This window comes from Streptomyces sp. NBC_00876, from assembly GCF_045207435.1.
Lineage (GTDB): Bacteria > Actinomycetota > Actinomycetes > Streptomycetales > Streptomycetaceae > Streptomyces.
On sequence record NZ_CP108800.1, the window covers coordinates 3,554,400 to 3,579,709 of the forward strand.

Consider the following 25,310-nt stretch of genomic DNA (forward strand, 5'->3'; position numbering starts at 1 on the left):
GCGCGAAAACGGCTTTACAGGCCGTGGGATACTTGGGGTCATCCCTTGTACCCCTACGGAAACGGCAGCCCGTCCCATGCCTGAGCACGGCTCGGTCAATTCCCTCGCTTCCACGCTCCAGCAGCAGCTGGCGGACGCCCTGACGGCAGCGCTGCCGGATGCCGGCACCGCGGACCCGCTGCTGCGCCGAAGCGACCGGGCCGACTTCCAGGCCAACGGCATCCTGGCGCTCGCCAAGAAGCTCAAGGGCAACCCGCGCGAGCTGGCCGCCCAGGTCACGGCCGCCCTCCCGGCGACGGACCTGATCAAGGACATCGAGGTGTCGGGGCCCGGGTTCCTGAACATCACGCTCTCGGACAAGGCGATCATCGAGACGCTCGCCGCGCGCGCCGCGGACGAGGGGGGCCGGCTCGGCGTGCCGTACAACAGCGCCGCCGGCACCACCGTCATCGACTACGCCCAGCCGAACGTGGCCAAGGAGATGCACGTCGGTCACCTGCGGTCCGCCGTGATCGGCGACGCGATGGTGCAGATCCTGGAGTTCACCGGCGAGTCCGTCGTCCGGCGGCACCACATCGGCGACTGGGGCACCCAGTTCGGCATGCTCATCCAGTATCTGATCGAGCACCCCGACGAGCTGAACCACGACGGCGGCGAGGGTGACGGGGCCGACGGCGAGGCCGCCATGTCCTCGCTCAACCGGCTCTACAAGGCCTCGCGGGTCCTCTTCGACTCCGACGAGGAGTTCAAGGCCCGCTCGCGGGACCGGGTGGTCGCGCTCCAGGCCGGTGAGCCGGAGACGCTCGCCATGTGGCAGCGGTTCGTCGACGAGTCGAAGATCTACTTCTACTCCGTCTTCGACAAGCTCGACATGGAGATCAGCGACCCCGACATCATCGGCGAGTCCGGCTACAACGACATGCTGGAGGAGACCTGCCGGATCCTGGAGGAGACGGGCGTCGCCGTCCGCTCCGAGGGTGCGCTCTGCGTCTTCTTCGACGACGTGAAGGGACCGGACGGCAACCCGACCCCGCTGATCGTCAAGAAGACGAACGGCGGTTACGGCTACGCGGCGACCGACCTCTCCGCGCTCCGCGACCGGGTGCAGAACCTCAAGGCGGACAGCCTGCTGTACGTGGTGGACTCGCGGCAGTCCCTGCACTTCAAGATGGTCTTCGAGACGGCCCGCAGGGCGGGCTGGCTGAACGAGCACGTCAAGGCGCACCAGCTCGCGTTCGGCACGCTCCTCGGCAAGGACGGCAAGCCGTTCAAGACCCGTGAGGGTGTCACCGTCCGACTGGAGGACCTGCTGGACGAGGCGGTCGAGCGGGCTACGGCCGTGGTCCGGGAGAAGGCCGAGAAGATCGGTCTCTCCGAGGAGGAGATCGTCGAGAACGGCCGGTACGTCGGCATCGGCGCCGTGAAGTACGCCGACCTGTCGACCTCGGCCGTGCGGGACTACAAGTTCGACCTGGACCAGATGGTGTCGCTGCACGGCGACACGTCGGTGTACCTCCAGTACGCGTACGCCCGGATCCGGTCGATCCTGCGCAAGGCCGGCGACGCGAAGCCGGTCGCGCACCCGGAGCTGGAACTGGCCCCGGCCGAGCGGGCGCTGGGTCTGCACCTGGACCAGTTCGGCGAAGTTCTGTCCGAGGTGGCGGCCGGCTACGAGCCGCACAAGCTGGCCGCGTACCTCTACCAGCTCGCCTCGCACCTCACCACGTTCTACGACCAGTGCCAGGTGCTGAGCGACGACAACCCGGCCGAGGTCGTGGAGAACCGGCTCTTCCTCGTCGAGCTCACCGCCCGCACCCTGCACCGGGGCATGGCGCTGCTCGGCATCAGGACCCCCGAGCGGCTCTGAGAGTCGCCACCGCCGCACACGCGGACGACGAGGGCGGGGCCCGGCACACTTCGGTGAGCCGGGCCCCGCCCTCGTTCCGTCTCCGGCTGCTCGGCCCGGCCGCACGGCGGACGGGTTCCCGGCGGGTTCCGTCATTGGACTTGACCAATTTTCATATGTAGGGAAATCATGACCGAAGTCTCCACGGAACTTTCATAACTGCTGCGCAGGAGAACCACGCATCATGCGTATACCCACCACTGCTGCCCTCGCGGCACTCGGCGGCGCCCTGGTACTCGGGCTCACCGTCGCACCGGCCGCCCAGGCCACCCCCGCCACGACGGACTGCACCACCGACGCGTTCGGAATCGCCGGTAAGTACGGCGAGTTCGTCCTCGGGGACGACACCCACTCCCCCGACGCGGAGGGTGCCGTGGCCGTCGGCGGCAACGCGGACTTCCGGGGCGGGTTCAGCGTCGCCAACGAGCTGTCGGCCGCCGAGGTCGACGCCCTGCCCGGCCGGGCGTCGCTCGTCGTCCGCGGCAACCTGCTCAACGGTGGTTCGGCCACCGTCGTGATGAAGGGCAACGCGGCCGTCGGCGGCAAGGTCTCGGACCGCGCCGTCGAACTCCACAACGGCAGCTTCAGCCAGAAGGCCGACCTCATCGACTTCGAGGCGGAGTTCGCCAAGCTCGGGTCCTACTCCGCAGCGCTGGCCGAGGAGCCCGCGACCTCCGGCGCCCGGGTACGGCTCGACGGGAACCGGCTGACGCTGGAGGGCGGCGACAGCGGCCGTAACGTCTTCTCGGTACCGGCGGACCAGCTGGAGAAGGCCAAGGAGGTCTTCATCAAGGTTCCGGCCGGAGCGACGACGATCGTCAACGTCAGCGGCCAGGAGTACGACATGGCGGCCGCCCGCACCACCGGCTTCTTCCTGGCGGGCGGTCAGGACTACGTCCTGGACGACAAGCTGCAGAGCGCGTCCGACGGCAAGGTGCGGGCCAGGCTGCTGTGGAACTTCCCCGACGCCACCAAGATCACGAAGAACAGTCAGGCCGCCTGGCCGGGCAGCGTGCTCGCCCCCAAGGCCCACCTGGAGCTGGGAACGGCGGCACCGGTCAACGGTTCGGTGTGGGTGGCCTCCCTGCACGGTTCGGGCGGGGCCGAGACGCACCACTTCCCCTTCACCGGCTGCCTCCCCGAGGCCCCCGGCGGAAAGACCCCGTCTCCCTCCACCACCCCGAGCGGCACCCCCGGAACGACGCCGCCGGCGACGGGCACCCCGTCGGCCCCGGTGACATCGCCGTCCCCGACCGCCACCGGGTCCGACAGCCCGTCCGGATCCGCGACGCCCACCACAGCGGCCCCGTCCGGCAGTTCCACTCCGGGTGCCGCCGGTGGCGATGAAGGCGACCTGGCCTCGACCGGCAGCAACGGCACGATCCCCATCGTCATCGGTGGTGCGGTGGTACTCGCCGCGGGCGCCGGCCTGGTCGTGGCGGCCCGCCGCCGCAAGCAGGCCTGACGCACAAGGCGGGGCGGGGCCGGCGCGGGATTCCCGCGCCGGCCCCGCCCCGCCGCCCCGTTCCCGCGTGCGGGCCCGCCGGCCGCCGTCAGTTGCCCTCCAGCGACTCCGAGATGTCCTCCCACTCGGCCGTATCGGACCTGTACTCATACACGGGCCGGTCCCTCATGCTTGCCGTACGGAACGGTTTGCCGTTGTCGTCGATGCGCACCGTGCCGCTCCGGCCCCCGCTGGACCACTCCAGCTCCAGGTACCAGGTCACGTCGTGGCCCTCGGTGTGCGCGTTGAGGTGGAACACCTCAACGTCGGTGGAGCTCACCCGGTACGGAAAGTTCTTCGCCGGAACGACCTTGCCGGCGTCCTCACCGGCGACCGGCCGCGAGACGGGCTGGCTGCCGTCCAGGTCGATGTCGAACGTCTGCGGCGCGATGCCGCCCCCGCAGCCCTCCCCCATCGAGTACGCGGGCCAGTCGTTGGCCGGCGCCTGCGAGACCACCCGGACATGGAGCGCGTTCAGTACGACCGCCTCCTGCGAAGCTCCCTGGAGGGTGAGTTCGAGCAGCATGCCGCCCCCGTCCACCCCGCCCAGCTGTGCGGCCCAGTTGCGCCTGGCCCTGTCCTGGACATCGGGCACCGGCGGCATGCCCCGGGGATCCCGGTCGAGCAGGAAGTACTGCCCGCAGGGCCAGTCCCAGTTGTACGAACTGATGGTGGCGGTCACCGGGACCCCCTGGGACCCGGTGCTCTTCTTCCCCTTCCCGTCCGTCCCCCGGGGGCCGGTGGACCTCGTGGCCGTGGCGGAGGGCGTCGCGGAGCCGCCGGTGGCGGACGGCGAGGGTTTCGAAGGGCTCGGTGACGGTGACGCGCTGCCGCTCCGGCTCGGCGTGGCCGGTGAGTTGCTGCGGGGCCTGTCCATCCCCTCGTCGTGTGTACGGTCGCCCGAGTAGTTGCTGATCACCAGCGCGGCGGGCACGGTGAGCGCCACCACCGCGACGGCCGCGAGCAGGACCCGCAGCCGCTTGCCGGACAACCGGCCAGGGACCGGAGCGGGACCGGCGTGCCGCGCATCCGGTGTCACATCCTCAGCAGCGGAATCCGGCTCCGGCACGGGCACCGGCACCAACTCCGAGTGTGGCCCCGGCACCGGCACCGGCCCCGGCACCGGCTCCCGTTCCGGCTCGTGTTCTGATTCCGGTTCTGGCCAGGTCACCGGTTCCGGCTCCGGCTCCGGCTCCTGTCGCGGCTCCGGCCGGTTCACCGGCTCGGGCGGCGGCGAGGCCGCGAACTCCGACGTCACCGCCGCCGGCCCGACCGCCCCGGCAGCCTCCGCCCTCCGGGCCCCCCGCCGCTTCGCCTCGTCGGCCAGGATCCACTGCCGGTGCAGCGCCACCAGTTCCTCCGACCGCGCACGGCACACGCGCGCGAACCGTTCGACCGGCGCGTAGTCGTGCGGGACCGCGTCACCGTTGCAGTACCGGTGGATCGTGGAGGTGCTCATGTGCAGCTTCTGGGCGAGCGCTCCGTAACTCAGCCCCGAGCGCTCCTTCAGCCCCCTGAGCAATGCGGCGAAGTCCTGGATCTCCGTGCCCACCCTGACCGTTCCCCTCTCCTACCCTCCCGGAACGGCGTTCCAGGCAGGTGATGTCGTCGCAGGTCAGAGGCCACATTTCCGTTCCAGCGTCCCGTACCGGCCGGCAACCGTTGCCACCGGATTCGAGGACCGGACACGATGTGGGAACACACCGCAGCAGCACCCCGGCAAGGGCGAGCAGCGCGACTCGTACATCCACCAACTGCCCGTCCCCGGGAGCCGCCGTGCGTACTCGTACTCAACTCAGCCTGACCGACGCAGTGGCCGCAGGAGTTCTGATCGCCTCGGTCGCAACCGTCATCGCGCTCCTCTGGCACCTCTGACCGCACGTCATTGTCCAGTACATCTGTCAGCTCCCGGTGCGCCAAAGCGGCGCCCCACACTCCACAACACCTTCCGAACGGAAAAGGCCTCTCATGCGTACTCTTCGCTTCCGCCGCGCCGCCCGCACCTCTGCCCTCGGGGCCGTCGCCCTGATCGCATCCCTGTCCCTGACGGCCTGCCAGGGCGATGACGAAGCGGCGGCCGGCCCCAGCGCCTCCACTCCGGCCGGCTCGTCCTCCCAGACCCCGGCAGAGAGCTCCGGCGCCTCCGACGACAAGGGCTCGGGGACCCCGGCCACCGACCAGGGCAAGGACTCCGCCGGTTCGGGCTCGGATTCGGGCTCGGATTCCGGTTCGGGTTCCGGTTCGGGGTCGGGCTCGGGCTCGGGCTCCGGTGGCGGCACGGCCAAGACCAAGCCGAAGGGCGACGGCAAGGTCACGGAGACCTGCACCGGAGCGAACACCAAGCTGGCGATGACCGAGGTGCAGCGGCCGGTCAACCACATGCTGCTCACGATGACCAACACCGGCTCGAAGGCCTGCAACGCCTACTACTACCCCTACCTGCGGTTCGGCGAGGCCCAGTCCGTTCCGAAGACCTTCGAGGACAGCAAGCCGCAGGCGGTGGCGACCATCAACCCGGGCCAGTCCGTCTACGCCGGCGTCATGACCTCGGCGGGCGACGGCAGCGGCTCGAACGGCTACTCCACCAAGGACCTGAGCGTCAGTTTCCAGAACCGCGACGGCAACTCCGACAACACCGGCCCGGAGGTCAGGGTGCCCCTCTCCAAGAGCGTGTTCGTGGACGACAGCCTGAGCGTCACCTACTGGCAGATGAGCATGGACGACGCGCTCACCTACTGACTCCCGTCCCTGGGACCGGCGCCGGCGTCAATGTCCGCGTCGAAGTCGAAGTCGAACCAGATCCGGTGCGTGCCGTCCCCGTCGACGGCCAGCCCGCCGCCCCCACGGATGCCGGCCAGTGCGCCGGTTCCGCTGGACGGCACGATCGCGAAGAACTCGTTGACGCGGTCGTCGCCGCTCGTCGCGGCCGAGTGCACGAAGTTGAACGTGCCCTCGCGGCCGTCCACCGCACCCTCGAAGGACTCCATCGCCACGTACGTGCCCACGCCGGCGGCCTGGTCGAAGGCGGCGGTGAACAGGGTCGTCGAACGCCCCGTGATCTCCCCCTCGAAGCTCTTCACGATGGTCGCGATGCCGACGGGAAGCGCGGTGGTGACCTCGGGTTCGGGCTTCAGACCGGCCGGGACGAACGAGGTGACGGTGAAGGTCGCAGAGGCTCTCATGGCGTTGATCGTAGGGACACGGCAGGGATCCACGGCAGAGAACCCGCCGATCCGGGCCCGAGTCCGCCCCACTCCCCGACCGTGCCCGCTCCCGCCCCTCCCCCTACGATCGGGGCCATGGCCATGTTCGTCCACCTGACAACCGCCGCGAACGCGGTCCGCATCCGGAAGTCCGGGGTACGGGCCGCCAGTCACGGCCGGGACGGCGACAGGGGCCTGTACTGCTTCCCGGTCCTGCCCTCCTACACGCTGACCCACCAGTGGCTGCGTGAGCTCGCCCGCCACGGCGGCCCGCGCGGCCTCGTCGCCGTCCAACTGAGGCTGCCGGACGACGAACCCGTCACGGTCGGCCACTACAGCAACCGTCCGGGCCGGTCCCATACCGCCACCACGGCGGGCGACGCCGTGCGCCGGGTGGCCGCGCTGGAGGACCCGCGCGGCTGGGAGGTCTTCCTCCCCCGGGCCGCCACCCGGGCCGAGATCCACCGCGTGCGCGTGGTCCGCCAGGTCACCGGCTGGCGCTACTTCCCCGACGCCAACGGCAAGGCGCCCTGCACCTGTTACGGCTGCCGGGTACGCGGCGAGTACGGATCGCAGCGCCTGCGCCGCCGCCGACCGCACCCGCTCGACGGCCCGGCGCCCGCAACTCCCGTACTCCTCAAACGGATCGCCGAAGCCGGCGACCCGGGCGACGGCGTCCAGCTGTGCGCGGCGCTCCACTGGCTCGGAATGCGCCGACGCGGCCCGCTCGCCCAACTGGCCCACCTCGCCGGCCACCCCGACGCCGGCGTCCGGACTGCCCTGGTCGAGGCGGTGGCCGGCTGGTCGACCCCCGGCGTCGACTCGCTGCTCCGGCGCCTGTCCCAGGACCCGGACGAGGACGTGCGCGAAGCCGTCGACCTCACCGACCGGCTGACCCGGTCCTGACCCGGACCATCACCCCGCAGAACCCCACACTCATCCTCATCCTCACCCCCGCCGCCTGGACGGTCTTCGCCGCGCACATCGGTTGCTGGGCGACCCGTTGTCAGTGGCCGCCCGTACGCTCCTCGACATGGCGACGCTTCCGAACCCGCTCCCGTCCCTGGCCACGTCAGGGCTTGAACTCCCGCCCGGCGCACTCGTGGACGCCACGACCGACGGGCCGTGGCACGAACCGCTGCTCTGGTACGCGGACGGGCCCGCGACCCCCGGCAGTTGGGCCTCGTTGCGCGATGCGGGGCGGGGCCTCGGGCTGCTGCCCGTGCTCATCGACCGCGGCAGGCGCGACCAGGGACCCGAGGCGTGGGACCTCGATCCGGCCGGCACCTCGTACCCCGGCGACCATGACGCCGAGGACGTCCTGAGCGAGGTCTGGGACGCGTACGCGCAGGACGAGCTCGACACCGAGAACGCCTGGCCCGGGCTGGCGCCCGTACCCCTGGCCGAGGGCCCGGACAGCCCGGAGGAGCTGGCGGCCGAGATGGCGGACATGCTCACCGACGACGGCATGGGGCAGGCCGGTGCCCGGCCGGCGCTCGTTCCGGCGAGGCGCAGTGCGGACATCCCGGCGGCGATCGGCTGGAGCGGGCCGCTCAACCACGAGAACGACGTGGCCCGGCTCTGCGCGGTGCTCCGCTCCTGGGAGGACCGCTTCGGCATACGGGTCCTGGCGCTCGGCTTCGACACCCTGACCGTCAGCGTGGCGCGCCCGCCCACCACGGAAGCGGAGGCGCTGGCCCTGGCCGCCGAGCACTTCGCGTTCTGCCCGGACAACGTCGAGCAGTCCGCGCTGGACAGCCTGGAGAAGTACGCGGCCGAAGCGCTGCTGGGCCGGGAGACCTGGTCGTTCTGGTGGGACTGAGGCGCACCACCGGGGACAGCGCTCCTCCGTGGTCACGGACACCGGGGCGAGGGAGCGGCCCGCATCCTCGCGGCCCGGGGCCCCAACCGGCGGCCTGAGCTGTCGAATTCCCGTCGGGCTCCAGACAACCTGCTCGTGATCCGGAACATCTCCTCTCACAAGTCCGCGCCCCCGCCGCGGACGGTGAACCAGGAGCTGAAGCATGCCCCGACGCCCCATCCGCACCATCCGCCCGAAACGCCCGCAAGGGCGCCGAGTCGACTATCCCCGCCGGGGGAGAACCAACTGGCGTCGCTGGGTCCCTTCGTGGCGACAGATGCTGAGCGGGGTCCTGCTCGGAGCCGGTGCGCTGGCCGGGCTGTTCGCCGCGGTGTACGTGTCGGTCGACATACCCGACGAGAACTCCGAGGCGCGCCGGCAGGGCACCGTCTACTACTGGGCGGACGGCAGCCAGTTGGTGAGCGTGGGCGCGGTCAACCGGCAGAACGTCACGCTCGACGACATACCCGACTCGATGGAGCACGCGGTCATCGCCGCCGAGAACGAGACCTTCTACTCCGACCAGGGGGTATCGCTGACGGGCATCGCCCGCGCGGCCGTCAGTATGGTCAAGGGCGGTGAAACGCAGGGCGGTTCCACCATCACCCAGCAGTACGTGAAGAACACCTACCTCAGCCAGGAGCAGTCGGCGTCCCGGAAGTTCAAGGAGTTCTTCATCTCCATCAAGCTGAGCAACCAGCAGAGCAAGGAGAAGATCCTCCAGGGATATCTGAACACCAGCTGGTTCGGCCGCGGCGCCTACGGCATCCAGGCAGCGGCGGTCACGTACTACGGCATCCCCGCGAAGCGGCTCGACCCCAGCCGGACGGCGGTGCTCGCGTCGCTGCTCAAGGGTGCGGAGGAGTACGATCCCGCCGGCGGCAAGGGCAACCACGAGCGCGCCGTCGACCGCTGGAAGTGGGTCCTGGACCGGCAGGTCGCGATCGGCATGATGACGCAGGCCGAACGGGACACCTACACGAAGTTCCCCGAGCCGCTGAAGGCCGTCAAGCCGACCAGCCTCGGCGGCCAGACGGGTTACCTCGTCGACATCGCCAACAAGTACATCAAGAAGCGCTCGGGTCTCACGGCCAAGGACCTCGCCCGGGGCGGCTACCGGGTGCACACCACCTTCGAGAAGGACAGGGTGCGGCAGCTGGAGCGGGCCGTGCGGAGCATACGCAAGCGCGACCTCGCCCCCGAGAAGCGCTCCGCCGACAAGTACGTCGAGGTCGGCGCCGCATCCGTGCGGCCCACTGACGGGGCCGTGGTCGCGGTGTACGGCGGAGCGGACGCGACCACCCGCTTCGCCAACAACGCCGACACCGCGGGCGTCCCCGTCGGCTCGGCCTTCAAGCCCTTCGTGCTGGCCGCGGCCCTTCAGAACGGCGACGGAATCACCCTGGACAGCGGCTATGACAGCACCGGGCGTCTGGTCAGGAGCCGCCCGCCCGTGCTGACGCCCACGGACCGGCCGGGCGCCCATCCCGCCCCGGTGCAGGTCACGGTGGAGACGACCCTGCGCGACGCGCTGATCAGGTCGGCCAGCGTCACCTTCGTACGGCTCGGCAAGCAGATCGGGCTGAAGAAGGTGAAGGAGCTGGCGGTCGCGGCCGGGCTGCACGAGGAGAGCCTGGCCCGCCTGGACAAGTCCTTCCCCCTCGGCACGTCCACACCGAGCGCGGTCAGGATGGCCGACGCGTACGGCGCCTTCAACAACGAAGGTCTCAGGGCCGATCCCTACTCGGTGACCGGGATGACGCGGGACGGCGAGACGGTCGAGGGCTTCGGGAAGCCCGAGCCGCAGCGCGCGATGGACGCCTCGGTGGCGAACGATGTGAGGAACACCCTGGGGATCGCGGCCTGGACGTCGCTGGCGCGCGACAGGCAGTTCGACGCGCTCTCCGGTTCCAGCGTCCTCGACGACCTCTCGGCCGGCGCGACCGATGCGGACGACCGGATGAGGTCGGCCTGGTTCGTCGGCCACGCCGAGGGACTGACCACGGCCGTGACGGTGTTCCGCAACAAGCCGGGCACCCCTCAACTGCTGGGAATGCAGGGCGTGGGCGGCGACGACACGGAGCGCGGCAACGCCCTCCCGCTCCGCATCTGGACGTCCTACGCCACCGGAAAGTAGCCGGTTACGCAGAAGTCCCGCCCCGCGCCCGGAGTACGTCACGGGCCGGGCGGGACTTCACGCACTTCACGTGCGTGCCGTCCGCCAGGTGACTGCCCGGGGGGCACTCAGCCACCATGCCCGGCCGTTGCGGCCGGACTGAGTACGACAACTCATGTGGCGTCCGCCCGGACCGAGTTGAATCGTACGCATGCCCGAGGAAACCCTGACTCCCCGGCGTCCGCGCACGTGGATCGCCGCACTGATCTCCACACTGGTGACGCTGCCGCTCGCGCTCGTCGCCCTCTTCTTCAGCGCGCTCTCGCCGATGGCATGCGACTCCTGCTCGGACGCCCAGTCCGACCGCTTCGACGCAAGCTTCGACATCGCCTCGCCGGTGCTCTCCTGCGGCCTCGTGCTGTCACTGCTGCTGGTGGTCGCGAGCTGGGTACTCAGCATCCGCCGACCGCCGGCCGCCGTCCCGGCCGCCGTGCTCGCACCTGCCACGGTGGTCGTCGCCTACGTGGCGTTCGCCGCCCTGATCGACTGGCCCTGAGCGCGGCCGGCCGCGCGCCATCCCCGTACCCAGGGCCGGGCAGGAGCCCTAACGGCGGCCCAGCCGCTGCGCGACCTCCGTCGCCCAGTACGTCAGGATCATCTGCGCCCCGGCCCGCCGGATGCCCGTCAGGCTCTCCAGAATCGCCACGTCCCGGTCGATCCAGCCCTTCTCCGCGGCGGCCTCGATCATCGAGTACTCGCCACTGATCTGGTACGCGGCGACCGGCACGTCCACCGAGTCCGCGACCTTCGCCAGGACGTCGAGGTAGGGTCCGGCCGGCTTGACCATGACCATGTCCGCACCCTCGGCAAGGTCGAGCGCCAGCTCGCGCATCGACTCACGGAGGTTGGCCGGGTCCTGCTGGTACGTCTTGCGGTCGCCCTTGAGCGAGGAGCCGACGGCCTCGCGGAACGGGCCGTAGAACGCGGAGGAGTACTTCGCCGTGTACGCGAGGATCGACACGTCCTCGTACCCGGTCTGGTCCAGCGCGTCACGGATCACGCCGACCTGGCCGTCCATCATGCCGCTGGGGCCCACCACATGGGCGCCCGCGTCGGCCTGGACCTGGGCCATCTCCGCGTACCGCTCCAGCGTCGCGTCGTTGTCGACCCGGCCGTCCTCGGTCAGCACACCGCAGTGGCCGTGGTCGGTGGTCTCGTCCAGACAGAGGTCGGACATGACGACGAGATCGTCACCGACCTCCTCGCGCACCGCCCGCAGACCGAGCTGGAGGATGCCGTCCGGGTCGGTGCCCGCCGTGCCGCGGGCGTCCTTCTTCTCCTCCAGCGGCACACCGAACAGCATGATCCCGGAGACGCCCGCCGAGACCGCGTCCACCGCGGCCTTCCGCAGGGTGTCCAGGGTGTGCTGCTGCACGCCGGGCATGGCCGAGATGGGGACCGGCGCGTCGATGCCCTCGCGCACGAAGGCGGGCAGGATCAGATTCGCCGGGTCGAGCCGTGTCTCGGCGACCATCCGCCGCATCACAGGAGTCGTCCGCAGCCGCCGGGGGCGTGAGCCGGGGAAGTTTCCGTACACAGTCATCCTTCGAGACTAGACCCGTACACATCACGCTCTTACCGACACCTCTGCCGGAAAAAGAGGGCCGGGAGAACGGACGGGGCCCGGCCGCTTCACGAAGAAGCGGCCGGGCCCCGCACACAGCACGCCGGATCAGGTCGTCGTACGACGCCGCCGCGCACCCGGACGGCGCTCGCTGGGCCGCGTCACCGGGTCACCGGCCTCCTTCGCCGCGTCCCGGCGCTGCGCACCGAACTCGGCGAGGGCCTCGGCCAGCTTGTGCACCGAGGGCTCCGGGGACAGGACGTCCACGCGCAGACCGTGCTCCTCGGCGGTCTTCGCCGTGGCCGGGCCGATACACGCGATGATCGTCACGTTGTGCGGCTTGCCGGCGATGCCGACGAGGTTGCGCACGGTCGAGGACGAGGTGAAGAGCACCGCGTCGAAACCGCCGCCCTTGATCGCCTCACGCGTGTCGGCGGGCGGCGGCGAGGCGCGGACCGTGCGGTACGCGGTGACGTCGTCGACCTCCCAGCCGAGCTCGATGAGCCCGGCCACCAGCGTCTCGGTGGCGATGTCGGCACGCGGCAGGAAGACACGGTCGATCGGATCGAAGACCGGGTCGTACGGCGGCCAGTCCTCCAGCAGACCGGCGGCGGACTGCTCACCGGACGGCACCAGGTCCGGCTTCACACCGAAGTCGACGAGCGCGGCGGCGGTCTGCTCGCCGACGGCCGCGACCTTGATCCCGGCGAAGGCACGGGCGTCGAGCCCGTACTCCTCGAACTTCTCCCGGACGGCCTTCACGGCGTTGACGCTGGTGAAGGCGATCCACTCGTAGCGGCCCGTGACCAGGCCCTTGACCGCGCGCTCCATCTGCTGGGGCGTACGCGGCGGCTCGACGGCGATCGTCGGGACCTCGTGCGGCACCGCGCCGTACGAACGCAGCTGGTCGGAGAGAGAAGCGGACTGCTCCTTCGTCCGCGGTACGAGCACCTTCCAGCCGAACATCGGCTTGGACTCGAACCACGCCAGCTGGTCGCGCTGGGCGGCAGAGCTTCGCTCCCCGACCACGGCTATGACGGGCTGGTGCCCGTCCGGCGAGGGCAGGATCTTGCCCTGCTTGAAGACCTGGGCGATCGTGCCGAGCGTCGCCGTCCAGGTGCGCTGGCGCGTCGTCGTACCGGCGGCGGTCACCGTCAGCGGGGTGTCGGGCTTGCGGCCCGCCGAGACCAGCTCGCCGGCGGCCGCGGCCACCGAGTCGAGCGACGTCGAGATGACGCAGGTGGCGTCGCTCGCGCCGACCTCGCTCCAGCAGCGGTCGGACGCGGTACGGGCGTCGATGAACCGGACGTCCGCGCCCTGGGCGTCACGCAGCGGCACCCCGGCGTACGCGGGCACCCCCACGACGTTGGCGACGCCGGGAACGACCTCGAAGGGAATGCCGGCGGCGGCGCAGGCCAGCATCTCGCCGCCCGCGTTGCCGTCCAGTCCGGGATCACCGGAGACGGCACGGACGACCCGCCTGCCGCCCTTCGCGGCCTCCATGACAAGATTGGCCGCATCCCTGAGAACGGGTACCCCGGCGGCTGTTGACTGCGCGTCAACAACCGTCAGTTCAGGCGTGCTTACGCCTGCCCGCGCATGACAGCGGACGACGCCGAGAACGTCCGGCTCGGCGACAAGAACGTCCGCGCTCGCAAGCGCCTCGACGGCGCGCAGAGTCAGCAGTCCCGGGTCGCCGGGACCGGCGCCGAGGAAGGTGACGTGCCCTGCGGACAGGACCGGGAAATCGGATGCGGCGGGGCCGTTGGGGCTCAAAGTGCTCGCTCCCCCATAAGACCGGCCGCACCCTTGGCAAGCATCTCGGCCGCGAGTTCGCGACCGAGGGCCGCCGCGTCGTCGTGCGACGTGGGGACGGGACCGGTGGTGGACAGCTGCACCAGCGAGGAACCGTCGGTGGAACCGACGACACCGCGCAGGCGCAGTTCGTTGACAGCCTGACCGTCGGCCAGGAGGTCGGCCAGCGCACCCACAGGTGCGGAGCAGCCGGCCTCCAGGGCGGCGAGCAGGGCACGCTCGGCGGTCACGGCGGCCCGGGTGTACGGGTCGTCGAGCTCGGCGAGCGCGGCGGCGAGGTCGGCGCTGGCGGCAGCGCACTCGATCGCCAGTGCTCCCTGGCCGGGAGCGGGCAGAACGGTGTCGACCGACAGGAAGTCGGTCACCTCACCGCTCCGTCCGAGGCGGCTGAGCCCGGCCGCGGCGAGTACCACCGCGTCGAGTTCACCGCTTCGTACAAATCCGATACGCGTATCGACGTTGCCGCGGATCGGCACGGTCTCGATGTCGAGGCCGTGGCCGCGGGCGTACGCGTTGAGCTGCGCCATGCGGCGCGGCGATCCGGTGCCGATGCGGGCGCCGGACGGCAGCTGCTCGAAGGTCAGCCCGTCGCGCGCCACCAGCGCGTCGCGCGGGTCCTCGCGCACCGGCACGGCGGCCAGTACGAGGCCCTCGTGCGGCGTGGTCGGCAGGTCCTTGAGCGAGTGGACGGCGAAGTCCACCTCGCCGCGCAGCAGCGCTTCGCGCAGCGCGGCGACGAACACACCGGTCCCGCCGATCTGCGCGAGGTGCTCCTTGGAGGTGTCCCCGTACGTGGTGATCTCGACGAGTTCGACGGCGCGCCCGGTCACCTCGCTGACCGCGTCGGCGACGAGGCCGGACTGCGCCATGGCGAGCTTGCTGCGCCGGGTCCCCAGCCGCAGCGGCTTGGTGGCCCCCGCGCCCAGGGGTGAGTTGTCGGTCATGACCGCCCTCGATTCGGGTCGTTCAGGTCTGCCCGGGAGACGGCGGCGACCGTCTGCGGGTCGAGGTCGAAGAGTTCTCGCAGCGCATCGGCGTACCCGGCGCCGCCGGGCTCGCTGGCGAGCTGCTTGACCCGCACGGTGGGCGCGTGCAGGAGCTTGTCGACGACGCGGCGCACGGTCTGCGAGATCTCGGCGCGCTGCTTCTCGTCCAGGTCGGGGAGGCGTCCGTCCAGCCGCGCGATCTCGCCCGCGACCACTCCGGCGGCCATCGTGCGCAGGGCGACGACGGTGGGAGCGACGTGGGCGGCGCGCTGGGCGGCACCGAAGGCGGCGACCTCGTCGGCGACGATGGTGCGCACCTGGTCCACATCGGCGGCCATCGGGGCGTCCGCGGACGCCTCGGCGAGCGACTCGATGTCGACGAGGCGCACACCGTCGAGGCGGGCCGTGCCCCCGTCGATGTCACGCGGCATCGCGAGGTCCAGCAGGGCGAGCCGGACGGGGCCGGTGGACTGGGCGGGCACGGTGCCCCGTCGGCGTACGGCGCGCTCCTGCGCGGTCGCGGTGGAAAAACCGTTCTCCACCCACGCGGCGTGCTGATCCGGCTCGGCGGGCGGCGCGGACACGGGCGCGGCGGACGCCGGCCGCGCGGCGTCGAAGTCCAGTCCGAGCGCCCCGGCGACGGCCTCGGCGCTCAGCACGAGACCGGTGGCACCGGTGCAGGAGACGACGACATCGGCACGTGTCAGTTCGTCGGAGACCGCGGCCATCTCCACGGCATGGGCGGCCACGCCCGTACCGTCGGCCTGGTTGAGGATCTCCACCAGCCGGTCGGCGCGGGCCCGGGTGCGGTTGGCGACGACGATCTCGGCGACTCCGGTACGGGCCAGGGTCGCGGCGGCCAGCGAGGACATCGAGCCCGCGCCGATCACCAGGGCGCGCTTGCCCTTCGCCCAGTCGCCGGGGTCGCGCCCGTCGGCGAGCTGCTCCAGGCCGAAGGTGACGAGCGACTGCCCGGCCCGGTCGATCCCGGTCTCGCTGTGGGCGCGCTTGCCGACCCGCAGGGCCTGCTGGAAGAGGTCGTTCAGCAGCCGGCCGGCGGTGTGGAGCTCCTGCCCCAGCGCCAGCGCGTCCTTGATCTGGCCGAGGATCTGGCCCTCGCCCACGACCATCGAGTCCAGTCCGCAGGCCACCGAGAAGAGGTGGTGGACGGCCCGGTCCTCGTAGTGCACATAGAGGTACGGAGTGAGCTCGTCCAGACCGACGCCGCTGTGCTGGGCGAGCAGGGTGGACAGCTCGGCGACGCCCGCGTGGAACTTGTCCACGTCGGCGTACAGCTCGATGCGGTTGCAGGTGGCGAGGACGGCGGCCTCGGCCGCGGGCTCGGCCGCGAGGGCGTCCTGCAGCAGCTTGGCCTGCGTGTCGGCCGACAGCGAGGCCCGCTCCAGTACGGAGACGGGGGCGCTGCGGTGGCTCAGCCCGACGAGAAGGAGACTCATGCCGGCATCACGGCGGGCATGTCCCCGTCGGGTCCCTTCCGGCTGCCGGTCGTGGCGCGCACGGGCGGCGCGGCAGGGTCGGGGCCGTTGTCCGCGGCGGCTTCCTCGCCGGCCTTGCGCTGCTCGTGGAAGGCGAGGATCTGCAGCTCGATGGAGAGGTCGACCTTGCGCACGTCGACGCCCTCGGGCACCGAGAGCACGGTCGGGGCGAAGTTCAGGATCGAGGTGACGCCCGCGGCGACGAGCCGGTCGCAGACCTGCTGGGCCGCGCCGGGCGGGGTGGTGATCACACCGATCGACACGCCGTTCTCGCTGATGATGCGGTCCAGGTCGTCGGCGTGCTGGACGGGGATCCCGGCGACGGGCGTTCCGGCCATCGCGGGGTCGGCGTCGATCAGCGCGGCGACCCGGAAGCCGCGGGAGGCGAAGCCGCCGTAGTTGGCGAGTGCGGCACCGAGGTTGCCGATACCGATGATGGCGACCGGCCAGTCCTGGGTGAGGCCGAGCTCACGGGAGATCTGGTAGACGAGATACTCGACGTCGTAGCCGACGCCGCGCGTCCCGTACGAGCCGAGATAGCTGAAGTCCTTGCGCAGCTTCGCGGAATTGACCCCTGCCGCCGCGGCGAGCTCCTCGGAGGAGACCGTGGGGACCGAACGCTCGGAGAGCGCGGTCAGTGCGCGGAGATACAGCGGAAGTCGGGCGACGGTGGCCTCGGGAATTCCTCGGCTACGGGTCGCCGGTCGGTGATTTCGGCCAGTTGCCACGGTGCTCCTGCGGGATGAGCGGGGCTGCAGGCGGCCGTATGTCCCAGGACCGCCCCGTCGAATGCAGGCTATGTCTTTGTGAACGCGTGCACAAAGATAGTGTCCGTTTTGTCCGGTCAAAGTGACCGGGGTCACGCGCATTCGCCGCGCGATCCAGGAACCATGGATCGCATCAGCCCGTTGCAGGCCCGAAGGGGGCAAAGCGGTACACACTCCTCACAGCCACGCCCCCGAGACCACTCAAAACGCCCACGATGGTAACCGGGTTTCACTCAGGAAAGCAGCGCACTGCGCAGTCTTGCCGGGTCCACCCGCCAGAACGTGTGCTGTTCGTTATCAATGAGGACCACGGGAATCTGCTCCCAGTACTCCCGGTGCAGCTCCTCGTCCCGGGTGATGTCCTTCTCCTCCCACGAAGCGCCGGTCTCCTCGCAGACCGCCCGCACCACCACCCTGGCATCGTCACAGAGGTGGCACCCGGGTTTCCCGACAAGGGTCACCACACGGTCGGCGGGATTCTTCTTCCTACGACGCAACAGGGCACTCATGCCCTTCATTCTGCGCCGCCGCCGGGCCGGTGCCGCACTTCTTCCGGTACGACCGGAATCGCCCGTTTAACAAATCGGTCCCCGAGAGTTCACGCCCCCGCATCCCGGCAGGGCGGGAAGAACCGGGCCGACTGGCTATGCTCACGGCATGGCCGCTCTTGGATGGCTCACACCCCGTAGGCGTTCCGCGACAGCACGGAGCGTGCTGGCAGGCGAGGCAGCGGCGGAGGCGGCGCGGAAGTCGTCGCTCGCCGCCGAGCAGTCCGCCGGCACCGAGGACGGCGCCGCGCAGGACGGGGAACCCGAGTTCCCCGTCGTCGGCGACGACCGGGCCGCCGCCTTCTTCGACCTCGACAACACCGTCATGCAGGGCGCGGCGATCTTCCACTTCGGCCGCGGGCTGTACAAACGGAAGTTCTTCGAGCGCCGCGAGCTCACCCGGTTCGCCTGGCAGCAGGCCTGGTTCAGGCTGGCCGGCGTCGAGGACCCCGAACACATGCAGGACGCCCGCGACAGCGCCCTGTCCATCGTCAAGGGCCACCGCGTCTCCGAGCTGATGTCGATCGGCGAGGAGATCTACGACGAGTACATGGCGGACCGCATCTGGCCCGGCACCCGCGCACTGGCCCAGGCCCACCTCGACGCCGGCCAGAAGGTCTGGCTGGTCACCGCCGCCCCGGTGGAGACCGCCACGATCATCGCCCGCCGCCTCGGCCTGACCGGCGCACTCGGCACCGTCGCCGAATCCGTCGACGGCGTCTACACCGGGCGCCTCGTCGGCGAACCGCTGCACGGCCCCGCGAAGGCGGAGGCGGTACGCGCCCTGGCCGCGGCCGAAGGCCTGGACCTGGCCCGCTGTGCCGCGTACAGCGACTCGCACAACGACATCCCGATGCTGTCCCTGGTCGGGCACCCGTACGCGATCAACCCGGACGCCAAGCTCCGCAAGCACGCCCGCGCCCTGGACTGGCGGCTGCGCGACTACCGGACCGGCCGCAAGGCAGCCAAGGTCGGCATCCCGGCCGCCGCCGGCGTCGGCGCCCTCGCCGGCGGCACCGCGGCGGCCGTCGCACTGCACCGCCGCCGCCGCTGACCCCACGCCGCGGGTGATCCACAGGGGCCGGGCCACGCCCGGCCCCTGCCGTCGATCGGGACCCGGCGCCGGCGGCCTCTCCCGCCAGTCGGGTTACCCGCACTCGACCACAACCCGTCGCGGCCGCAAGCAGATCCCGAAGCAATTCGATCAATAACCGGTCACGATGTGCTACTTGATGCGTCGTGTAGTCGCCACAGAAGCGACGTGATCGATGATTTACGCAACTGGGTGTAGCACTGCCTGTACGAAGCGTTATTCTCCTCAGACGCATTCCGGAACCCACCACTCACTACGACGAGTGACGGTTCCGCACTGCACGTGATGGAAGCTCTGCCTCTGGGAGTCCCGTGTACCCACACGTCGGGGTTGACGCCTCGGGCCTGGCTACGCTGCGCGCAACGGTCGCCGACCGCTTGCGCGGCTTCGTCCCCACCGCGTACGCCGTACCCGCCTTTGCCACCCCTGCACCTGCCGGCCCTTGCTACGCCCTGGCCGAACGCGGTGCGGCGGTCGGAAGACGCAGCAACCGCGGCGCAACGACCACGTCCACCGTTCGTCGGCCGACCGCCGACAGCGACAGCGCGCGCATGATGGATCTCGTCGAGCGCGCACAGGCCGGTGAGGCTGACGCCTTCGGCCGTCTCTACGACCAGTACAGCGACACCGTGTACCGCTACATCTACTACCGCGTGGGAGGCAAGGCGACGGCGGAGGACCTCACGAGCGAGACCTTCCTGCGCGCCCTGCGGCGCATCTCCACGTTCACCTGGCAGGGCCGCGACTTCGGCGCCTGGCTGGTCACGATCGCTCGCAACCTGGTCGCCGACCATTTCAAATCCAGTCGATTCCGGCTGGAAGTGACCACCGGTGAAATGCTCGACGCCAACGAGGTCGAGCGCAGCCCCGAGGACTCCGTCCTGGAGTCCCTCTCCAATGCCGCACTGCTCCAAGCCGTGCGCCGACTCAACCCCCAGCAGCAGGAGTGCGTGACCCTGCGCTTCCTGCAGGGCCTCTCGGTCGCCGAGACCGCCCGGGTGATGGGCAAGAACGAGGGCGCGATCAAGACCCTGCAGTACCGCGCCGTCCGCACTCTTGCCCGGCTCCTTCCGGACGATGCCCGCTGACCCCATCCGGGCCGAATCACTCTCGGCGATATGTTCATCACGCACTGGTCCGATCATCTTTCGTGCGTAACCCAAGTGCCGCGCCACTCGTTGTGCCGGTTGCAGGCCCCCTGTCGTCACACCATGTCCGCAGACGCTCACTCTTTCGTGTGGAAGCGCTCAAGGTGTGCAACCTTCCGGACCCCCAGGGGAGTCGACCGTCATGACGAGAGGAGGTGCCGCCAGTGATCGCAAACGTTTCGGCACACCGGCGGGCGAACGCCTTCGCCCAGGCCCTGGAGGAGCAGTCGCTCCGCGGTGCGGCGGCCGTACAGCCCGAGGACCCGGCCGAACAGGCCGGCCCCGGACCGCTGTTGGCCCTGGCGAACGGCCTCGGTGAGCTACCGAAGCCGGAAATGGATCCCGAGGTCAAAGTGGTGCAGCGAGCCCAGCTCGTCGCCGCCATGGAGGCCATGTTCGCCGCGGGCGGCGCATCCGCGGACCCTACGGTGCCCGAACAACGGGGCAAGGGGGCCCACCGGGCCTCCCCGCTCCGGAAACTGCGCCCGAGATCGCGCTGGACGAAGGGCCTCGCAGCCGGCGGGCTCACCGTCGGTGTGGCCGCGGGAGCCTTCGGCGGTGTGGCGGCCGCCAGTTCCGACGCCCTGCCGGGTGACTCGCTCTACGGGCTGAAGCGCGGCATGGAGGACATCCACCTCGGCCTCACCGACAGCGACACGGACCGCGGCGAGGTCTACCTGGACCAGGCCTCGACCCGGCTCGGCGAAGCACGCAGGCTGATGGAGCGCGCCCGCTCCGGCGACCTGGACCATGAACAGCTCGGCGAGATCCGGCGCACGCTCAACGGCATGACCCACGACGCCACCGAGGGCCACCGGCTCCTCCACGCGGCCTACGAACGGGACGGCGCCATCGGCCCGATCCAGACCCTGGACTCCTTCTCCCGATCGCACCGCGACAGCTGGAGCAGCCTCCGCGACCGCCTTCCCCTGCAGCTGACCGACGTCGGCGACCAGGTCAGCTCGGTCTTCGCCGCCATAGAGGAAGAAGTGGCACCCCTGCAGTCGCTGCTCCCCCGTACCCCGGAGGAGAGCGGCGGATCCCAGCAGAGCGGCTCCACCGGCAACAGCACGGACCCGTCCGCGCGTTCGCACGCACCCTCGCCCGCATCATCCTCCGCCCCGCACGACAGCGGTACGGGCACCAGCACCTCCCCCGACCCGTCGGACTCGGGCAGCAGCCCGGCCGACGGCCTGATCGGAGGCAGCACCGACGGTCTCTTCGACCCGCCCTCACCGGGCACCAGCGCCCCGGCGAACGAAGCACCGAGCACGACCCCCTCGCCGGACATCACGCTGCCGCCGCTCATCCCGGGCCTGATCGGCGGTCTGGGGATCGACGCCGAGGACGACAAGAACTGACACGCGTGCGCCGGGCGGAAACGATCAGTCCCGCCCGGCGCACGCGTCAGCCCGTCCGGCGATCGAGGACAAAGCACCCCCGGCCGGCCCTCAGAAGAACACCGACCGCCGCTTCACCAGCAGCTTGTACAGCGTGTGCTGAATCTGCTCACGCACCTGATCCGTCAGGTTGAACATCAGCATCGGATCCTCCGCCGCCTCCACCGGGTACCCGTCCGTGGGAATCGGCTCGCCGAACTGGATCGTCCACTTCGTCGGCAACGGCACCGCACCCAACGGCCCCAGCCAGGGAAACGTCGGCGTGATCGGGAAGTACGGCGTCCCCAGCAGCCGCGCCAGCGTCCTGGAGTTGCCGATCATCGGGTAGATCTCCTCCGCGCCCACGATCGAGCACGGCACGATCGGCACCCCGGCCCGCAGCGCCGTCGACACGAAGCCACCCCGCCCGAAGCGCTGGAGCTTGTACCGCTCGCCGAACGGCTTCCCGATGCCCTTGAAGCCCTCCGGCATCACCCCGACGACCTCGCCCTGCCGCAGCAGCCGCTCCGCGTCCTCGGCGCAGGCCAGCGTGTGCCCGGCCTTGCGGGCGAGCTCGTTGACGACCGGCAGCATGAACACGAGGTCCGCGGCGAGCAGCCGCAGATGCCGCCCCGCCGGATGGTTGTCGTGCACCGCGACCTGAAGCATCAGCCCGTCCAGCGGCAGGGTCCCCGAGTGGTTGGACACGATGAGCGCCCCGCCGTCCGACGGAATGTTCTCGATGCCCTTCACCTCGACCCGGAAGTACTTCTCGTACACCGGCCGGAGCACCGACATCAGCACCTGGTCGGTGAGTTCCTTGTCGTAGCCGAACTCGTCGACGTCGTAATCGCCCGTGACCCGCCGCCGCAGGAACGCGAGCCCGCCCGCGATCCGCCGGTCCCAGCCACCCCGTCCCGCGCCCTCGGGGGCCACCACAGCCTCCTCGGGCTCCTCCGGCGGCAGCGAGGCGTCCAGCTGCCCCGGCAGGGCGCTCACGGACCCGTTGCCGCGTCCCGGGGACCGCCGTCGCGCCGCGCGCGCCACGCCCCCCGACCGCGAACGGTCGTCGTCGAACGGAATGACCTTGGCATCCGCCATCGTCGGTGCGCTCCTCTACCTGGCGCTCGGAGTCGGTTGTGCGTCGCCGCCTGCCCCGGTGACCTCCGGGGCCCCGCCGGTCCCGCCGGCGAAGGGCATCGCGGCGACTCTGTCGACGGCCCGGCCCACCGCCTCGGGCGGCAGCAGCCCCGGCCCCCGGCTGTGCGCGAACTCCGCGAAGGTCTCCGCCGTGGTGAACCGGGGACGAAAGCCCAGGGTCTCGCGCATCTGGACCGTGGAGACCACCCTGCCATGGGTGAGCAGCCGGATCTGTTCCGGCGAGAAGTCCGTCATGCCGACCGCACTCAGCGCCTGCCCGACCCAGGTGACCGCGGGCAGCAGCAGCGGCATCGTCGGCCGCCCCAGCCGCCGCGCACACTGGGAGAGCAACAGCACCCCGTCCCCCGCGATGTTGAACGTGCCGCTGTTCAGGGTCCCGCGCCGCGGCTCGCGCGCCGCGATGCCCAGGACGTCGATGACGTCGTCCTCATGGACGAACTGCAGCCTCGGGTCGTACCCGAACACCGTCGGCAGCACCGGCAGCGACAGATAGTCCGCGAGCGGCGAATCCGCTTCGGGGCCCAGGATGTTCGCGAACCTGAGCACGCACACGGCCACATCCGGCCTGCGGCGCGCGAAGCCCCGTACGTACCCCTCGACCTCCACCGCGTCCTTGGCGAAGCCCGCGCCCGGCAGCGACTTGGGCGAGGTCGTCTCATGGAAGACCGCCGGATCGCGGGGCGCGGAGCCGTACACCCCCGTACTGGACTTGATCACCATCCGCTGAACGGCCGGGGCCTTCTGACAGGCGCCGAGCAGCTGCATGGTGCCGATGACGTTGGTCTCCTTGACCGCGGTACGGCCCTGGGCCCCCAGCGCCTTGCCGCTGACGTCCAGATGGACGACGGTGTCGACCGCGTGCTCGGCGAGGACTCTGGCGATGGCGGGCTGGCGGATGTCCGCGCGCACGAAGACGGCGTCGCCCAGCTGGTGCCCCGGCGCGACCGCGTCGACCGCGATCACCCGGTCCACGCCCGGATCACGCTGGATGCGCCGCACGAAACGGCCGCCCAGCTGCCGGGCCGCTCCCGTGACGAGCACGACCTGCCCCAAGATCAGCGCCTTCCGTCGGTCTCCCGTGAAGTGAGTGGGCGAGCCCCCCGCGGAGGGGAACTGCTCAGGTCGTCACCGTAGCGGGTGGATGTTGCCCTGTGATGACTGCGCGGCGGCCTTGTTCCGCGTCTTGGCCCGAATGTTGCACGGCCGTACGTGTACCCCCCGCACAGCACCGCAGCCCTCCCGCCTCATCGGCGAAAGGGCTGCGGATTTCACGAACTGCGTTCGCTTACTTCTTGTTGCGACGCTGAACGCGCGTGCGCTTGAGCAGCTTGCGGTGCTTCTTCTTGGCCATCCGCTTACGCCGCTTCTTGATAACAGAGCCCACGACTACCCTCGCTCACTTCTTCTTCACTGGTGCGGGGCGTCTGGGCCCACACGACCTACGTCGGCCTAGCCTACCCGCCACCGGGTGAGGGACGTAATCCGAGGGGAATGTCAGGCCGTCCCCACCCCCACGAAGGACTCGCGGAGATACTCGTGAACCGCTTGCTCCGGCACCCGGAAGGACCTTCCCACCCGGATCGCCGGCAGATGACCGCTGTGCACCAAGCGGTACACGGTCATCTTCGACACTCGCATGACCGAGGCTACTTCCGCCACGGTCAGAAACTTGACCTCGTTGAGAGGCCTCTCGCTGTCAGCAGCCATGACCCACCTGTACCTTCCGCACGAGACGCGCACCGGCTTCCCCTCCGGTGACTCTTCGTCGTTGTGCGCTCACTCCCCAGATTAGGGGCGGGTGATGCGAGTGGGGAAGAGGAGAGACGATCGGCCGCCTACTGTGACAGACACGCCCGATTGAGTACATAGCGCGTGAGCGGCAGGTAGTAGGCGGACCGCACGGCGTCGTCGAGCGGCACCGCGACCGACACCCGCCCCTCCGCCTCACCGACGAACAGCGCCGGATCGTCCGTATCGGCCAGGCCGATCGCCTCAATGCCCAGCTGACCTGCCCCGCAGACCCAGCCGTGGTCCCCGACGACGAGTTCCGGCAACGGCCCCCGGCCCCCCGCCGCGGCCTCCAGGGCGACCCTGACCGGGAGCGGCGAATGGGTGTGTGCGCCGGTGCCACCACCGGGCGCCCGCACGCCGGGTTCGCGCACCAGCGCGACTCCCCGTACGTAGTCGAGGTTGTACGTGCGTACCCCGAACCGGGTCGTTATGTCGATACATCGCCCCTGCGCGGGAGTGAGTACGGTGCACCCCACCGACGACAACGCGTCTGCCAGCGCTGCGTAGAAACCGAGGAGCCGGTGCGGATGCCCCGTCCCGAACAGCACCGGTGCCCGCCGGACCGCCACGGCCGACAGCCGGCCGGCGAACGCGTCCAGCCCCGCCAGCGTCCGCTCCGGGTCGATCACATCGGGACCCGACACATGCGCGGGATCGCCCGAGACCCCGCACTTGTCGGCCATCAGACGCAGCAGATCCCGCTCCCCCCAGCCCCGTCCGGGATCGAGGCCGAGCGTCACCCGCGGGTCCCTGGCCGCGAAGAGCCGATAACTCCGCAGACTCACTTCCCTCGAGGTGGCCACGGGCCCGGCCAGCCGGGCCGCCAGCAGATGCGCACGCAGCGCTCCGGTGCTCAACACCTTCGTGATGCTCCCCCACCGGCGCCGCCCCGGGACCAAAACCCGGAATACG

The 25,310-nt window shown here is 70.5% G+C and carries 23 protein-coding genes; 10 read left to right on the plus strand and 13 right to left on the minus strand.

Features of this window, described 5'->3' with window-relative positions; translation table 11 throughout:
• Positions 1-76: 76 nt before the first annotated feature.
• Together argS and OG782_RS15570 are read left to right on the plus strand one after the other, a co-directional pair.
• Entirely contained in the window at positions 77-1,867 is a 1,791-nt protein-coding gene (argS, locus tag OG782_RS15565) for an arginine--tRNA ligase (protein WP_406451321.1), read from the plus strand.
• Positions 1,868-2,090: 223 nt separating this feature from the next.
• Positions 2,091-3,371 (plus strand): choice-of-anchor A family protein, encoded by a 1,281-nt coding sequence (locus OG782_RS15570; RefSeq protein ID WP_406451323.1) that lies wholly within the window; start codon positions 2,091-2,093, stop codon positions 3,369-3,371.
• Between the two features lie 88 nt (positions 3,372-3,459).
• On the opposite strand, the gene OG782_RS15575 is transcribed toward OG782_RS15570, so the two are convergent.
• Complete coding sequence (locus OG782_RS15575) at positions 3,460-4,962, minus strand: helix-turn-helix domain-containing protein (protein ID WP_406451325.1); 1,503 nt, start codon at positions 4,960-4,962, stop codon at positions 3,460-3,462.
• Between the two features lie 416 nt (positions 4,963-5,378).
• Here OG782_RS15575 and OG782_RS15580 point away from each other — a divergent pair, with 416 nt between their 5' ends.
• Complete coding sequence (locus OG782_RS15580) at positions 5,379-6,149, plus strand: DUF4232 domain-containing protein (RefSeq protein WP_406451327.1); 771 nt, start codon at positions 5,379-5,381, stop codon at positions 6,147-6,149.
• Here the strand turns inward: OG782_RS15580 and OG782_RS15585 are convergent.
• A complete protein-coding gene (locus OG782_RS15585; protein ID WP_406451329.1) occupies positions 6,143-6,592 on the minus strand; it encodes a DUF3224 domain-containing protein in 450 nt (149 codons plus the stop codon). The two genes, OG782_RS15580 and OG782_RS15585, sit on opposite strands and share 7 nt — an antisense overlap.
• A gap of 117 nt (positions 6,593-6,709) precedes the next feature.
• On the opposite strand from OG782_RS15585, the gene OG782_RS15590 reads away from it, so the two are divergent.
• The 4 genes from OG782_RS15590 to OG782_RS15605 all read left to right on the plus strand — a co-directional run bounded on the left by OG782_RS15590 (position 6,710) and on the right by OG782_RS15605 (position 11,146).
• Positions 6,710-7,519, plus strand: a complete 810-nt coding sequence (locus OG782_RS15590; protein WP_406451331.1) for a HEAT repeat domain-containing protein — start codon at positions 6,710-6,712, stop codon at positions 7,517-7,519.
• A gap of 127 nt (positions 7,520-7,646) precedes the next feature.
• Positions 7,647-8,435, plus strand: a complete 789-nt coding sequence (locus OG782_RS15595; protein ID WP_406451333.1) for a DUF4253 domain-containing protein — start codon at positions 7,647-7,649, stop codon at positions 8,433-8,435.
• A 316-nt stretch (positions 8,436-8,751) separates the two neighbouring features.
• Complete coding sequence (locus OG782_RS15600) at positions 8,752-10,611, plus strand: transglycosylase domain-containing protein (protein WP_406451335.1); 1,860 nt, start codon at positions 8,752-8,754, stop codon at positions 10,609-10,611.
• Positions 10,612-10,801: 190 nt separating this feature from the next.
• On the plus strand, positions 10,802-11,146 hold the full coding sequence (locus OG782_RS15605) for a hypothetical protein (RefSeq protein WP_406451337.1): 345 nt from the start codon (positions 10,802-10,804) through the stop codon (positions 11,144-11,146).
• Positions 11,147-11,194: 48 nt separating this feature from the next.
• On the opposite strand, the gene hemB is transcribed toward OG782_RS15605, so the two are convergent.
• The 6 genes from hemB to OG782_RS15635 all read right to left on the minus strand — a co-directional run bounded on the left by hemB (position 11,195) and on the right by OG782_RS15635 (position 17,787).
• Entirely contained in the window at positions 11,195-12,193 is a 999-nt protein-coding gene (gene hemB / locus OG782_RS15610) for a porphobilinogen synthase (protein ID WP_406451339.1), read from the minus strand.
• 129 nt (positions 12,194-12,322) lie between these two features.
• Positions 12,323-13,990, minus strand: coding sequence for a uroporphyrinogen-III synthase (locus OG782_RS15615; RefSeq protein ID WP_406451341.1), 1,668 nt, complete (start codon positions 13,988-13,990; stop codon positions 12,323-12,325).
• Entirely contained in the window at positions 13,987-14,973 is a 987-nt protein-coding gene (gene hemC, locus OG782_RS15620; RefSeq protein ID WP_406451343.1) for a hydroxymethylbilane synthase, read from the minus strand. The genes OG782_RS15615 and hemC overlap by 4 nt, the downstream gene beginning before the upstream one ends.
• Positions 14,970-16,472 carry a glutamyl-tRNA reductase gene (locus OG782_RS15625; protein WP_406451345.1) on the minus strand — a complete coding sequence of 501 codons (1,503 nt, stop codon included), beginning with the start codon at positions 16,470-16,472 and terminating at the stop codon, positions 14,970-14,972. The genes hemC and OG782_RS15625 overlap by 4 nt, the downstream gene beginning before the upstream one ends.
• Positions 16,469-17,239, minus strand: a complete 771-nt coding sequence (locus OG782_RS15630; protein WP_406451347.1) for a redox-sensing transcriptional repressor Rex — start codon at positions 17,237-17,239, stop codon at positions 16,469-16,471. Before OG782_RS15630 ends, OG782_RS15625 begins: the two co-directional genes overlap by 4 nt.
• A 272-nt stretch (positions 17,240-17,511) precedes the next feature.
• Positions 17,512-17,787: a glutaredoxin family protein gene (locus OG782_RS15635; RefSeq protein WP_406451349.1), complete on the minus strand. Its 276-nt coding sequence runs from the start codon at positions 17,785-17,787 to the stop codon at positions 17,512-17,514.
• A gap of 148 nt (positions 17,788-17,935) precedes the next feature.
• Here OG782_RS15635 and OG782_RS15640 point away from each other — a divergent pair, with 148 nt between their 5' ends.
• From OG782_RS15640 to OG782_RS15650, 3 genes are all read left to right on the plus strand, one after another.
• Complete coding sequence (locus OG782_RS15640; protein WP_406451351.1) at positions 17,936-18,880, plus strand: HAD family hydrolase; 945 nt, start codon at positions 17,936-17,938, stop codon at positions 18,878-18,880.
• Positions 18,881-19,230: 350 nt separating this feature from the next.
• Positions 19,231-20,007 (plus strand): ECF subfamily RNA polymerase sigma factor, BldN family, encoded by a 777-nt coding sequence (locus tag OG782_RS15645; protein ID WP_123460007.1) that lies wholly within the window; start codon positions 19,231-19,233, stop codon positions 20,005-20,007.
• A 224-nt stretch (positions 20,008-20,231) separates the two neighbouring features.
• Positions 20,232-21,428, plus strand: coding sequence for a DUF5667 domain-containing protein (locus OG782_RS15650; protein ID WP_406451354.1), 1,197 nt, complete (start codon positions 20,232-20,234; stop codon positions 21,426-21,428).
• Positions 21,429-21,518: 90 nt separating this feature from the next.
• Here OG782_RS15650 and OG782_RS15655 read toward each other — a convergent pair whose 3' ends face one another.
• The 5 genes from OG782_RS15655 to OG782_RS15675 all read right to left on the minus strand — a co-directional run bounded on the left by OG782_RS15655 (position 21,519) and on the right by OG782_RS15675 (position 25,258).
• Entirely contained in the window at positions 21,519-22,547 is a 1,029-nt protein-coding gene (locus tag OG782_RS15655) for a lysophospholipid acyltransferase family protein (protein WP_406451356.1), read from the minus strand.
• Between the two features lie 15 nt (positions 22,548-22,562).
• A complete protein-coding gene (locus tag OG782_RS15660) occupies positions 22,563-23,660 on the minus strand; it encodes an NAD-dependent epimerase/dehydratase family protein (RefSeq protein ID WP_406451358.1) in 1,098 nt (365 codons plus the stop codon).
• A gap of 232 nt (positions 23,661-23,892) precedes the next feature.
• Positions 23,893-23,991: a 30S ribosomal protein bS22 gene (locus OG782_RS15665; protein ID WP_003948845.1), complete on the minus strand. Its 99-nt coding sequence runs from the start codon at positions 23,989-23,991 to the stop codon at positions 23,893-23,895.
• A 110-nt stretch (positions 23,992-24,101) separates the two neighbouring features.
• Entirely contained in the window at positions 24,102-24,314 is a 213-nt protein-coding gene (locus OG782_RS15670) for a helix-turn-helix domain-containing protein (RefSeq protein WP_123460011.1), read from the minus strand.
• A 128-nt stretch (positions 24,315-24,442) separates the two neighbouring features.
• Positions 24,443-25,258: a phosphatase gene (locus OG782_RS15675; RefSeq protein WP_406451360.1), complete on the minus strand. Its 816-nt coding sequence runs from the start codon at positions 25,256-25,258 to the stop codon at positions 24,443-24,445.
• Between the last annotated feature and the right edge of the window lie 52 nt (positions 25,259-25,310).

Bases quoted from the DNA above. Each gene is read 5' to 3' on its own strand.
- OG782_RS15640 (WP_406451351.1), top strand. From the start codon at position 17,936: ATGGCCGCTCTTGGATGGCTCACACCCCGTAGGCGTTCCGCGACAGCA.
- OG782_RS15600 (WP_406451335.1), top strand. From the start codon at position 8,752: ATGCTGAGCGGGGTCCTGCTCGGAGCCGGTGCGCTGGCCGGGCTGTTC.
- OG782_RS15670 (WP_123460011.1), bottom strand. From the start codon at position 24,314: ATGGCTGCTGACAGCGAGAGGCCTCTCAACGAGGTCAAGTTTCTGACC.
- OG782_RS15585 (WP_406451329.1), bottom strand. From the start codon at position 6,592: ATGAGAGCCTCTGCGACCTTCACCGTCACCTCGTTCGTCCCGGCCGGT.
- OG782_RS15595 (WP_406451333.1), top strand. From the start codon at position 7,647: ATGGCGACGCTTCCGAACCCGCTCCCGTCCCTGGCCACGTCAGGGCTT.
- OG782_RS15605 (WP_406451337.1), top strand. From the start codon at position 10,802: ATGCCCGAGGAAACCCTGACTCCCCGGCGTCCGCGCACGTGGATCGCC.
- OG782_RS15570 (WP_406451323.1), top strand. From the start codon at position 2,091: ATGCGTATACCCACCACTGCTGCCCTCGCGGCACTCGGCGGCGCCCTG.
- hemB (WP_406451339.1), bottom strand. From the start codon at position 12,193: ATGACTGTGTACGGAAACTTCCCCGGCTCACGCCCCCGGCGGCTGCGG.
- OG782_RS15590 (WP_406451331.1), top strand. From the start codon at position 6,710: ATGGCCATGTTCGTCCACCTGACAACCGCCGCGAACGCGGTCCGCATC.
- argS (WP_406451321.1), top strand. From the start codon at position 77: ATGCCTGAGCACGGCTCGGTCAATTCCCTCGCTTCCACGCTCCAGCAG.
- hemC (WP_406451343.1), bottom strand. From the start codon at position 14,973: ATGACCGACAACTCACCCCTGGGCGCGGGGGCCACCAAGCCGCTGCGG.
- OG782_RS15635 (WP_406451349.1), bottom strand. From the start codon at position 17,787: ATGAGTGCCCTGTTGCGTCGTAGGAAGAAGAATCCCGCCGACCGTGTG.
- OG782_RS15625 (WP_406451345.1), bottom strand. From the start codon at position 16,472: ATGAGTCTCCTTCTCGTCGGGCTGAGCCACCGCAGCGCCCCCGTCTCC.
- OG782_RS15580 (WP_406451327.1), top strand. From the start codon at position 5,379: ATGCGTACTCTTCGCTTCCGCCGCGCCGCCCGCACCTCTGCCCTCGGG.
- OG782_RS15655 (WP_406451356.1), bottom strand. From the start codon at position 22,547: ATGGCGGATGCCAAGGTCATTCCGTTCGACGACGACCGTTCGCGGTCG.